Origin of the sequence: Paeniclostridium hominis, from assembly GCF_014306135.1 — a bacterium.
GTDB classification, from domain to species: Bacteria; Bacillota; Clostridia; order Peptostreptococcales; family Peptostreptococcaceae; genus Paraclostridium; species Paraclostridium hominis.
The window spans coordinates 25,260-37,748 of the sequence record NZ_JACRWD010000011.1; the positions used below are offsets into that span (position 1 = coordinate 25,260).

Below are 12,489 nucleotides of genomic sequence, written 5' to 3' on the forward strand. Positions count from 1 at the left end.
CATAAAAACTCATATATCCCCAAGAAAGCATATACTTACGGACAGTATGTGCTTTTTTATTGTTAAAATAAATAAAAAATGATAAAGTTTATATATAGTCGAATATAAAGTGGGAAAGTAGGGGTTAAGTTCGTGAGAATTATTAAATCATCAAAAATCACTGAAATAGTAAAAGATCTTTGTATAAAAGCGAATATATACTTGGGTGAAGATGTAAAAAAGTCTATAAAAGAATATGAGTCAAAAGAAAATAATGATTTGGGGAAAAATATTTTGAACATATTAATTAAAAATTGTGAAGTTGCAGAAGAAAAACAGATGCCTATATGTCAAGATACAGGTATGGCAGTGTTTTTTGTACAAATAGGTCAAGATGTACATATTGAAGGTCAAAATTTAACTGAAGCTATAAATGAGGGTGTAAGACAAGGGTATAATGAAGGGTATTTAAGAAAATCTGTAGTAACTCCTATAAGTAGACAAAATACAAAAGATAATACTCCAGCTATAATACACTATGACATAGTTAAAGGAGATAATATAATTATAGAGTTTGCGCCAAAAGGTTTTGGAAGCGAAAATATGAGTAGCTTAAAAATGTTAAAGCCTTCAGATGGTGTAAATGGTATAAAAAACTTTATAATTGAAACGGTAAAGCAAGCAGGACCAAATCCATGTCCTCCTATAGTAGTTGGAGTTGGAATTGGTGGTACAGTTGAAAAATGTGCTCAGATAGCTAAAAAATCTTTACTAAGAGATATAGGATTACACAATGAAGATGAAGATATTAGAAACTTAGAAGTAGAAATTTTAGAGGAAGTAAATAAATTGGGGATAGGACCTCAAGGATTGGGAGGAAACACAACAGCACTTGCAGTAAACATAGAAACATTTCCTACACATATAGCAGGGCTACCTGTAGTTGTTAATATAAATTGTCATGCATCAAGACATAAAAAAGTCATAATTTAAGGGGAAAAACAATGAAAAGGATAACGATTCCAATGGAGGATGAAACTATAAAATCACTTAAATGTGGAGATATGATTAGTTTAAGTGGTGTAATTTATACAGCTAGAGATGCTGCTCATCAAAGATTAATAAATTGTATAAATGAAGAAAAAAAGTTGCCATTTGATTTAAGAGGACAAGCTATATATTATGTTGGCCCAACTCCTAATAAAGAAGGACAAGTTATTGGATCAGCAGGACCTACAACAAGTTATAGAATGGATGATTTAACAAACCCTTTACTAGATAGGGGATTAAAATTAATGATAGGTAAAGGTAAAAGGAATCAATCTGTTATAGAATCAATGAAGAAAAATAAATGTGTATACTTAGCAGCTATAGGTGGTGCAGGAGCTTATATATCAAACTCTATAAAAAAATCAGAAATAATAGCATATGAAGATTTAGGGGCTGAGGCTATTAGAAAGCTAGAAGTAAAAGATTTATTATTAATAGTTGCTATAGATTGTAATGGTAACAATATTTATGAATTAAATAAATAACTTAAAATCAATATATGAAAGAGGGCATTATAATGAGTAAAAATTATTCAGAATTAGCACTAGAAGTACATGAGAAGAACAAAGGAAAGATTACTGTTTGTAGTAAATTAAAAGTGGAAAATAAAGATGATTTATCAATAGCATACACTCCAGGGGTTGCAGCACCTTGTGTTGAAATATCTAAAAATGAAAGTTTAGCATATAAATATACTTCTAAGGGTAATATGGTAGCTGTAGTAAGTGATGGAACAGCAGTACTTGGATTGGGGGATATAGGTGCTAGTGCATCTATACCTGTAATGGAAGGTAAAGCTATATTATTTAAAGAGTTTGCTGGAGTTGATGCATTTCCTATATGTTTAAATACTAAGAATGTTGATGAAATAGTACATACTGTAAAATTAATGGAACCAGTATTTGGAGGTGTAAACTTAGAAGATATAAGTGCTCCAAGATGTTTTGAAATAGAAGAAAAGTTAAAAAAAGAATTAAATATTCCTGTATTTCATGATGACCAACATGGTACAGCTATAGTGTTAGCAGCAGCTATAATAAATTCATTAAAACTAATAAATAAAAAAATAGAAGAACTTGAAATAGTAATAAATGGACCAGGAGCAGCTGGATTGGCTATAACTAAAATGTTACTTAGTATGGGAGTTAAAAATATTGTTTTATGTGGATTAGATGGAGCGCTAGAAGAAAATATGAAAGATTTAAACTGGGCTCAAAGAGATATGATGAAAGTAACTAATATACATAATGAAAAAGGATTATTATCAGATGTTATAAAAAATAAAGATGTATTTATAGGGGTTTCTGGACCTAATTGCGTTACAAAAGAAATGGTTAAGTCAATGAATGAAAAATCTATAATATTAGCTATGGCTAATCCTACTCCAGAGATAATGCCAGATTTAGCTAAAGAAGCAGGAGCTTATATAGTAGGTACAGGTAGAAGTGATTTTCCAAATCAAGTAAATAATGTATTAGCTTTTCCTGGAATATTTAGAGGAGCATTAGATGTTAGAGCTAGTGAAATAAATGAAGAAATGAAAATAGCAGCAGCTAAAGCCATAGCCGATTCTATAAAAGAAGAAGATTTAAACACAGAAAATATTTTACCTAAATCATTTAACAAAGATGTAGCCAAAAATGTAGCTGAAGCTGTAAAAGAAGCTGCAATAAAAACTGGTGTAGCTAGAATGTAAAAAAATCTATTATATAGTCATTAATACAACACTAATGGCTAAGTAGAACTATTTTTATATTATAATCAAATGTGGTATACTTTAAACATCTTAAAAAATAATTTTAAATAATTATGGAGAAAGTTATGAATAGAAGACATTTGATTTTATTGTTAATTTTTATTATTTTAGGATTGATAATATTTTCTATAAGTAAAAATAAAGAAAATGAAATTAAAACTAATGAAGATACAAAATATAGTAAAAATATAGAGCCTATATCAAAAGAAACAGCACTTAAAGTTTTAAAATCACAGTATGGAAATCGAGTAGTCAATACTAAAGAAGATATAAAGCAAGTTGGAGATGAATATGTAGTAGATGTGCGTGTAAGATTAGATGAGCATGAAGACGAATCCTTAGAAAAAGATCATCATTCTCATGAGCAAAGTATGGGTAAGTATCAAATAAATATTTTTACAGGAGAATTAACAAAATCTAATTAAAAATAATTTATTTAAATTAAAATATAAAAAGAGTATGGATATCCATACTCTTTTTATATTAAACTAAACGAGTTCCTTCTTCATCTTGAGTAATTAGCCCTTTTTTCATAAGTATACCTAATGTACGCTTGAAATTTTTCTTACTACAGTTAAATACAGATGCTATATCAGATGGATCAGATTTATCATTGTAAGGCATGAAACCTCTAGATGTATTATTTAAATGATTTATGATTTTCTCTTCTAATTCACTTAATTCTTGAGCTCTTTCTTGTCTTGGAGTAAGACCTAATTTTCCATCTTCGTAAACTTTGATTACTTTTAAGTTTAATTTATCTCCTATGTTAAGTTTTGTAAAGTATTCATTGTGAAGTATAACTCCATCAAACTTATTATCTACACAAACCATAGCACTGTCATTAGTTTGGAAACCATAAACAACACCTGTAACTGAATCGCCAACTTTATAGTCAGAATCAGTAGTTAAACGATCTTCTATTTTAGTAGTAGCAGCAATTCTATCAGACTTATCTAAGTATAAATAGAATAAATATTTACCACCTTTTTTGATTTCATAGTGTTTAGCACTAAAAGGTACTAATATATCTTTTTCTAAACCAATATTTATAAAGTAACCTATTTTAGTTGCATCTACAACTTCAAAATAACCTATTTCATTTACTTTACCTAAAGGAGGATTTAAAGTAGCAGCTAATTTATCTTTTGAATCTCTATATACAAACGCATTAACCTCATCTCCAGGTATTAAAACTTCATAATTAGTAAATTTTCTATGCATGAAAATATCATCTTTAGTATTTCCTGTTTTAGCATCTAAAAAAAATCCGAACTCAGCTTTTCTAGCTATAGTTAATTTATTGAAATCACCTATTTTTATCAATATAATTCACCTCTTTATTTAATATTACAAAATATATATTCTATTATAATACCATATTTATGGGTATCTTATAAATAAATTGTAATATATATGAATTTTTATAACAAAAGAATACAAGATGTTGAAGTGATAAGTAAATAATAGTATAATTGGTATATACCAAAAATTGGTATATACCATAAATAAAAGAGTGGTGAACTATATGAAATTAGTAGATAAAAATAGTCAAACTCCACTTCATATACAGCTTATGAATATAATAAGGGATATGATTGATTCAGGAGAACTTAAGTCTGGAGATTCTATAATGCCAGAACGTGAGTTATGTACTATTCAAAATGTAAGTAGAATGACAGTAAATAAGGCTATAGTAAATTTAGTTAATGAAGGTTTCTTGTATAGAGTACAAGGTAAGGGAACTTTCGTATCTGTTATAAAACAGAGGAATAGGTTTTCTAGCATGCAAGGATTTACTGAAGTAATGAAAGAAAAAGGGATTCATATAAAAACAGATATACTATTCTTTGAAGAAGCTAAGCAAGATGAGTACATAAGAAAAGAATTAAAAATAGAAAATGAAAATGAAATGATATATAAAGTTGGGAGATTAAGGTATATAGAAGATGACCCATTTGGTTTGGAGATAAGTTATATACCAAAGAGTATGTGTAAAAATTTGAAAAAAGATTTAGAAGCTAATAACTCACTATATTCAATACTTAGTGAAAATTATAATTATAAGATGAAAAGAGCTGAACAAATAATAGAGCCAATAATGCTTACAAAGCAAGAGGCAAACCTTTTAAAGCAAATTAAAGGAACTTTAGCTCTTAAATTAAAAAGAACTTCTTATATAGAGGAGGATATACCTATTGAATATACTATATCTATATTTAGAAGTGATAAGTATCAATATGAAATATCATTAAATGCATAGGGGGTATAAAAATGAAAGCCATAATTAATGGAAAAATACTTTTAAGAAATGAGATATTAGAAAATAAAGTATTAATATTTGATGAAAAAATATTAGATATAGCTGATGAGGTACCAAAAAATTGTGAAATTATAGATGCAAATCAAAAGCTAGTATCGCCAGGCTTAATAGATATACACATACATGGGAATATGGGAAAAGATACTATGGAAGGCACAGATGAAGCCATAGATACTATATCTAAGTCAGTTGCTAGACATGGAGTTACTTCATATTTACCTACGACTATGACAATGGATGAAGAATCTATAGTTAAAGCACTTGATTCAATAAAAAGGGGAATGAATAGAAAAATAAACGGTGCAAAGATATTAGGGGCTCATTTAGAGGGACCTTTTATAAATAAAATTTACAAAGGTGCTCAAAATGAAAGTTATATAGTAAATCCTAGTTATGAATTTGTAAAAAAATATGAAGATGTAATAAAAGTTATAACATATGCTCCAGAAGAAGATAAAGATTTTAAATTTACTAAAGATATAAAGAAAAATACAAATATTGTTTTATCTATAGGACATAGTGCTGCAACATTTATAGAAGCAAGAGATGCTATAAGACTAGGTGCTACAAACATAACACATACATTTAACGGAATGACTGGTTTAAATCATAGAGATCCAGGTGTTGTAGGAGCTGCGCTTACTACAGATGCTTATTGTGAATTTATATGTGACACTATACACATAACAAAAGATTTATTCCAATTTATATTAGATAGTAAAAGTAAAGATAAAGTTATATTAATAACTGATTCTATGGAAGCCGGTGGATTAGAAGATGGAACTTACAGTCTAGGAGGTCAAGCGGTTATAGTAAAAGATGGAGCTGCAAGATTAGAAAGTGGATCATTAGCAGGAAGTGTTTCTAGTTTAAATAATATGGTTAGAAATTTCTATGAAAATACTAACTTAAAAATAAATGAAGCTATACATTTAGCTTCACTAAACCCAGCAAAATCTTTAGGGATAGATGATAGGAAGGGAAGTTTAGATATAGGTAAAGATGCAGATATATCTATATTTGATGAAAATTTAAACTGTCATATGACTATTTCAAGTGGGGAAATAATATTTAAGTAAAATATGCATAAAAAGTGGAGGGTGAATATGAGAATATTAGTTTGTAAAAATTATGATGAAATGAGTAAAAAGGCTGCTCAAATAATTTCAAGTCAAGTTATATTAAAATCAGATTCTATATTAGGGTTGGCTACAGGTAGTACTCCTATAGGAATGTATAAAAACTTAGTTGATATGTACAATAAAGGGGAAATAGATTTTAGTGAAGTAAAAACGTTTAACTTAGATGAATACTATCAATTACCAAAAGATAACATTCAGAGTTATTATTATTTTATGCATAAAAATCTATTTAATCATATAAACATTAAAAAAGAAAATATAAATATACCAAATGGTATGAATGGAGATGTGGAAATTGAATGTGCTAGTTATGATGAAGCCATAAAAAACATTGGTGGAGTAGATATACAGGTATTAGGAATAGGAAATAATGCACATATAGGATTTAATGAACCAAATGATGCATTTATAAAAAATACACATTTAGTTGATTTAAAAGAATCTACAATAGAAGCTAATTCAAGATTTTTTGATTCTATTGATGATGTTCCTAAAAAAGCTGTCACAATGGGAATAGGGTCAATATTTGCATCTAAAAAAATAATGTTATTAGCATCAGGAGAATGTAAAGCAGAAGCTGTTTATAATACTGTATATGGAGATGTTACTCCTCAAGTTCCATCATCTATATTAAAATTCCATAATGATGTAATTTTAATAATAGATGAAGCTGCTGCTACAAAATTAAATAAAGAAGATTATAAGTTAATATAATTTTAAATAATAAAAACCTGCTATGTAGTAGGTTTTTATTATTTTGTAAATTAAAAAACTAAATAAAATTTAAAAATTAGAGATACTAAACTTTATAAATATTAATATAAACATCAAAAAAATAAAAAATCTATGAAAGGTTTGAAATCTTAGGCTTTTAAAGTTATAAAAAGAAGTGAAAAAATTCAAAAAAAGTATTGAAATATATATATGGATTTTATATAATATGATTTGTTGTTTAGAAATTTTAAACAAAAGGTTTAGTAAAAATGAGTGAAATTAGGAGGTGGACCATGGATATAGGTGAAAAAATAAAGAGATTAAGAATTGAAAAACAGCTAACTCAAGAAGAATTAGCAAACAGATGTGAACTTTCTAAAGGATTTATATCTCAATTAGAAAACAATTTAACATCACCATCCATTGCTACACTTATAGATATATTAGAAATTTTGGGGACTAACCTTAAAGAGTTTTTTAATGAAATGGACAATGAAAAAATTTGTTTCACTAAAGAAGATATGTTTGAAACAGAAGATGAAGATTTGAAATATACTTTCAAGTGGTTGGTTCCAAACTCTCAAAAAAATGAGATGGAACCAATAATAATAACTTTATCGCCAGGAGGACAATATAAAGAAGAAAAGCCTCATGAAGGTGAAGAGTTTGGATACGTACTAGCAGGTTCTATATATTTACATATAGGAGATAAAAAGAATAAGGTTAGAAAAGGTGAGAGTTTTTATTTTAAACCTAGAGCTAATCACTATATATCAAATGCTGGAAAAACGGAAGCTAGAGTTATTTGGGTGAGTACACCACCATCATTTTAATTGAAAGAGGTGATATATTTGTTAGAAAATATAATAGAGCTAAGAAACTTATCTAAAAGATATGGAGATAATCAAGTTTTAGATAATTTAAGTTTGGATATAAAAAAGAATGAATTTTTAACATTATTAGGACCAAGTGGGTGTGGAAAAACTACAACACTTAAAATAATAGCAGGATTTGAATATGCCGATGAAGGTAAGGTGTTATTTGAAGAACATGATATTACAGATATACCGCCTTATGAAAGACAAATAAACACAGTATTCCAAAAGTATGCATTATTCCCTCATATGAATATATATGAAAATATTGCTTTTGGTCTTAAAATAAAAAAAATGCCTAAAGATGAAATAGATAAAAAGGTAAAAGAAATGCTAAAACTAGTTGCACTTGAGGGATTTGAAAACAGACAAGTAGAATCTTTAAGTGGAGGACAACAACAAAGAGTAGCAATAGCAAGAGCTTTAGTAAATGAACCAAAAGTTTTATTATTAGATGAACCATTAGGGGCTCTAGATTTAAAACTAAGAAAAGAAATGCAAATTGAACTTAAAAAAATACAAAAGAAACTAGGAATAACATTTATATTTGTAACTCATGACCAAGAAGAAGCTCTTACTATGTCTGACAAGATAATAGTAATGAACAAAGGTAAGATACAACAAATGGGTACGCCACAAGATATTTACAATGAACCTGAAAATGCATTTGTAGCAAGATTTATAGGTGAAAGTAATATATTTGATGGAGTTATGATAGATGATTATTTAGTTGAATTTTGTTCAAAGAAATTTAAATGTGTAGATAAAGATTTTGAAAAGAACGAAAATATTGAAGTTGTTATAAGACCGGAAGATATAAAAATGGTAGAACCAGAAAAAGGAATGTTAAAAGGAAAAGTTACATCTGTATTATTTAAAGGTGTTCATTATGAAATTGAAGTCAATGAAAACGGAAGAAAATGGATATTACACAATACGCAAAGTGCTCAAGTTGGAAGTGAGCTAGGATTAGATATATATCCTGAAGATATTCATATAATGAGAAAAGTGAGTGAATAGATATGAAGAAAAATAAATCTTTTCTTGCTTATCCATATATAATATGGAGTGCATTATTCATAGTAATACCTTTAATACTTATGGTGGCTTTTAGTTTTACTACAGAAGATGGAAATAAACTTGTATTTTCTTTAAATAACTATCAAAGATTAATGAATCCTATTTATTTAAAGGTATTTTTACGTTCAATAATTTTAGCTGGAGCATCTACTATAATATGTTTATTAGTAGGTTATCCTGTTGCGTATATAATATCTAAAGCTCATTTAAGTAAAAGAAACACGTTAATATTATTATTTATACTTCCAATGTGGATGAACTTCCTTTTAAGAACTTATGCATGGGTTGCTATTTTAGGTAAAAATGGAATACTAAATTCTTTCTTAGGATTATTTGGAATAGAGCCTGTAACATTACTTTATACAAATTTTGCAATATTACTTGGAATGGTTTATAACTTTTTACCATTTATGGTACTGCCTATATATACATCATTATCAAAGATGGATAATGATTTAATAAATGCAGCTAAAGATTTAGGAGCAAATAGCTTTCAAGTGTTTACTAAAGTTATATTTCCATTAAGTATACCTGGAGTTGTATCAGGGATAACTATGGTATTTATGCCAGCAGTAACTACATTTGCTATATCTAGATTACTAGGTGGTGGTAAGTTTATGTTACTAGGTGATTTAATAGAACAACAATTTACAGTAGTTGGAGACTGGAACTTTGGATCTGCTATATCTATATTTATGATGATAATAATTTTAATTTCTATGGCTATTATGTCTAGATTTGAAGATGACAGTGATAAGGAAGGCGGTGGGTTATTATTTTAAAGAAGTTAGCATCTAATATATATCTAACGCTAGTATTTTTATTCTTATATGCTCCAATAATGGCGTTAGCAGTATTTTCATTTAATGATTCTAAATCTATGGCCCACTGGGGTGGATTTACATTTAAGTGGTATAAACAACTTATTCATAATGATAGTATAATGAATGCGCTATATTACACAATAGTAGTAGCTATAATATCTTCTATAATAGCTACTATAGTAGGAACTATAAGTGCAATTGGGATATACAAAATGAGAGGTAAAAGAAGAAAATTAATTTTAAATATAAATTATTTACCTGTATTAAATCCAGATATAGTTACAGCTGTAGCATTAATGAGTTTATTTGTGTTTTTAAATTTAGAATTTGGATTTATAACTATGTTATTATCTCATATAATGTTTAGTATACCTTATGTAATATTATCAGTACTTCCTAAGATAAAACAACTTCCTCAAAATATTGAAGAAGCAGCAATGGATTTAGGTGCAACACCGATGTATGCACTAAGAAAAGTTGTATTACCTCAAATAAAACCAGGTATAGTATCAGGTTTTTTAATTGCATTTACTATGTCAATAGATGATTTTATAATAAGTTTCTTTAATACAGGAAATGGAGTTAGTAATCTTTCAATAGAGATATACGGAATGGCAAGAAGAGGTATAAAACCAGAAATAAATGCATTATCTACAATAATGTTTACTGTGGTATTAATATTATTATTAATATCAAATAAGAAACAATCTATAGTAAGGGGTGATAAATAATATGAAATTAAAAAAAATATCAGTACTAATTACTATAGGAGCTTTAGTAACGTCTATGCTTACTGGATGTGGAGCTACGGATTCTAAAAAAGTTTTAAATGTATATAATGTCGGAGATTATATAGATGAAAGTCTTATACCTATATTTGAAAAAAGAACAGGTATAAAAGTACAATATGAAACTTATGACACAAATGAGATGATGTATCAAAAAGTTAAAAGCGGAAGTACAAACTATGACTTAATATTTCCATCAGATTATATGGTGGAAAAAATGAAAAAAGAAGGTCTACTTCAAAAAATAGATTTTAAAAATATACCTAATATAAAATATATAGATAAAAGTTTCATGAGTCCTGTATATGATAAAGATAGTGCATATAGTGTACCTTATATGTGGGGAACTTTTGGAATTTTATACAATAAAAAGCTAGTACATGAAAAAGTTGATAGTTGGGATATATTGTGGAATCCAAAATATAAAGGTAATATAATGATGCTTGACTCAGTAAGAGATACACTGGGAATAGCACTAAAAAAACTTGGATACAGTATGAATACAACTAATCCTAAAGAAATAAAAGAAGCTATGAAAGAATTAATGAAACAAAAAGATTTAGTACTAGCATATGTAAATGATGAAGGTAAAGATAGACTTTTAGGAGAAGAAGCTGCTATGGGTATAATATATTCAGGAGATGCAGTTACATTAATGGAGCAAAATCCTAATTTAGCGTATGCAATTCCAAAAGAAGGAACTAATAAGTGGGTTGATGCGATGGCAATACCTAAAACAGCTGAAAATAAAAAGGAAGCTGAAATGTTTATAAATTTCTTATTAGATCCAGAGATTGCAAAAATAAATGCTGAATATATTGGATATTCTACTCCTAATATAGGTGCGTTAGAATTATTAGACCCAGAAGTTACAAAAAATCAAGTAGCATATCCTTCTAAGGATGTAATGAAAAAAACTGAAACTTTTAGAGATCTAGGAAACAAGATAAGACTATATGATGAAGCATGGATACAGTTAAAATCAAAATAGATGAAAATAAAAACTCACTTATTTAAAGTGAGTTTTTATTTTTGTAAAAATGATTGATTATTTAAAATAAAACATATAATTAATGTTATATAATATTAATTATTAAAGAGGAGGAGAATATGGGAAAAATAAGAAAAAATTTTATTAAAAGAAAACTAAGGCTTAAGCCTAGAACCAGAAAAAAGTTAGTTAAGAAGTTTAAAAAAATAATTATAATAACTTGTATAATTTTAAGTGTTTATATATGTATAGATATCAATAAGTATGAAGAGGGAACTATAACTAGAGAAGATATATCGGTAGATAAAGAAAAATTTGAATTTGTAAAAACTATTGAAAATGAGGCAAAAAAGAGTTACAAAAAGTATGGAATATTACCGTCTATAACAGTAGCTCAAGCTATACTTGAATCAGGTTGGGGGCAATCAGAATTAACGAAAAATAGCAATAATTTATTTGGAATAAAGTCAGATGAAAGTTGGAAAGGAAAGAGTGTTGAAGTTAATACTACAGAAAATTACAGTGATATAGTAAAAGCTAAATTTAGAAAATATGATTCTATAGAAGAATCTATAACAGATCATGCTAGATTTTTAAAAGAAAATAAAAGATATAAACAGCATGGTTTATTTGAAGGTAATGATTACAAGGAACAAGCACAATCATTAGAAAATGCAGGGTATAGTACTAAAAAAAATCAAAATGGAGAGTTAATATATGCAGATATGTTAATTGGTTTAATCGAAAGGTATAATTTATTTTTAATGGATAAATAAAATTTATAAAAAAGTGTTGACTTATAAAAATTATAATGATATTATTATACATGTGCTTAAGATAAGCACGAAGAACTTTGAAAATTAAACAGTAGGTTAATTATAAAAATTCTTTTTAAAGAATTAAACAACAAACAACCAAGCCAGATATTCAGATAATGATAGCTGAGCGATGGACAACTTTTATTTGA

Annotated in this window: 14 protein-coding genes; 13 read left to right on the plus strand and 1 reads right to left on the minus strand. The window is 27.5% G+C overall.

Annotated elements, in window-relative coordinates; all coding sequences use genetic code 11:
• Window positions 1–132: 132 nt before the first annotated feature.
• From H8891_RS14240 to H8891_RS14255, 4 genes are all read left to right on the plus strand, one after another.
• The gene (locus H8891_RS14240) at window positions 133–972 is read left to right on the plus strand and encodes a fumarate hydratase (protein ID WP_187006909.1); all 840 of its coding nucleotides are present in this window, start codon (window positions 133–135) and stop codon (window positions 970–972) included.
• 11 nt (window positions 973–983) lie between these two features.
• Window positions 984–1,514, plus strand: coding sequence for a Fe-S-containing hydro-lyase (locus H8891_RS14245; RefSeq protein WP_187006910.1), 531 nt, complete (start codon window positions 984–986; stop codon window positions 1,512–1,514).
• Window positions 1,515–1,546: 32 nt separating this feature from the next.
• Window positions 1,547–2,725, plus strand: a complete 1,179-nt coding sequence (locus tag H8891_RS14250; protein WP_187006911.1) for an NAD(P)-dependent malic enzyme — start codon at window positions 1,547–1,549, stop codon at window positions 2,723–2,725.
• Between the two features lie 125 nt (window positions 2,726–2,850).
• Entirely contained in the window at window positions 2,851–3,210 is a 360-nt protein-coding gene (locus H8891_RS14255; RefSeq protein WP_187006912.1) for a hypothetical protein, read from the plus strand.
• Window positions 3,211–3,268: 58 nt separating this feature from the next.
• On the opposite strand, the gene H8891_RS14260 is transcribed toward H8891_RS14255, so the two are convergent.
• A complete protein-coding gene (locus tag H8891_RS14260; RefSeq protein ID WP_187006913.1) occupies window positions 3,269–4,111 on the minus strand; it encodes a CvfB family protein in 843 nt (280 codons plus the stop codon).
• A gap of 202 nt (window positions 4,112–4,313) precedes the next feature.
• On the opposite strand from H8891_RS14260, the gene H8891_RS14265 reads away from it, so the two are divergent.
• The 9 genes from H8891_RS14265 (at window position 4,314) to H8891_RS14305 (ending at window position 12,298) form a co-directional block, all read left to right on the plus strand.
• Window positions 4,314–5,048 (plus strand): GntR family transcriptional regulator, encoded by a 735-nt coding sequence (locus tag H8891_RS14265; protein ID WP_187006914.1) that lies wholly within the window; start codon window positions 4,314–4,316, stop codon window positions 5,046–5,048.
• An 11-nt stretch (window positions 5,049–5,059) separates the two neighbouring features.
• Window positions 5,060–6,187, plus strand: a complete 1,128-nt coding sequence (gene nagA, locus H8891_RS14270; RefSeq protein ID WP_187006915.1) for an N-acetylglucosamine-6-phosphate deacetylase — start codon at window positions 5,060–5,062, stop codon at window positions 6,185–6,187.
• 27 nt (window positions 6,188–6,214) lie between these two features.
• Window positions 6,215–6,964, plus strand: a complete 750-nt coding sequence (nagB, locus tag H8891_RS14275; protein WP_187006916.1) for a glucosamine-6-phosphate deaminase — start codon at window positions 6,215–6,217, stop codon at window positions 6,962–6,964.
• A gap of 293 nt (window positions 6,965–7,257) precedes the next feature.
• Window positions 7,258–7,797 carry a helix-turn-helix domain-containing protein gene (locus H8891_RS14280; protein ID WP_147548069.1) on the plus strand — a complete coding sequence of 180 codons (540 nt, stop codon included), beginning with the start codon at window positions 7,258–7,260 and terminating at the stop codon, window positions 7,795–7,797.
• An 18-nt stretch (window positions 7,798–7,815) separates the two neighbouring features.
• A complete protein-coding gene (potA, locus tag H8891_RS14285) occupies window positions 7,816–8,859 on the plus strand; it encodes a spermidine/putrescine ABC transporter ATP-binding protein (RefSeq protein ID WP_187006917.1) in 1,044 nt (347 codons plus the stop codon).
• Window positions 8,860–8,861: 2 nt separating this feature from the next.
• The gene (locus tag H8891_RS14290) at window positions 8,862–9,701 is read left to right on the plus strand and encodes an ABC transporter permease (protein ID WP_187006918.1); all 840 of its coding nucleotides are present in this window, start codon (window positions 8,862–8,864) and stop codon (window positions 9,699–9,701) included.
• A gap of 98 nt (window positions 9,702–9,799) precedes the next feature.
• Window positions 9,800–10,474, plus strand: a complete 675-nt coding sequence (locus H8891_RS14295; protein WP_334298534.1) for an ABC transporter permease — start codon at window positions 9,800–9,802, stop codon at window positions 10,472–10,474.
• 1 nt (window position 10,475) lies between these two features.
• Entirely contained in the window at window positions 10,476–11,522 is a 1,047-nt protein-coding gene (locus H8891_RS14300) for an ABC transporter substrate-binding protein (RefSeq protein ID WP_147548065.1), read from the plus strand.
• Between the two features lie 119 nt (window positions 11,523–11,641).
• Window positions 11,642–12,298, plus strand: a complete 657-nt coding sequence (locus tag H8891_RS14305) for a glycoside hydrolase family 73 protein (RefSeq protein ID WP_187006920.1) — start codon at window positions 11,642–11,644, stop codon at window positions 12,296–12,298.
• The last annotated feature ends 191 nt before the right edge of the window (window positions 12,299–12,489 follow it).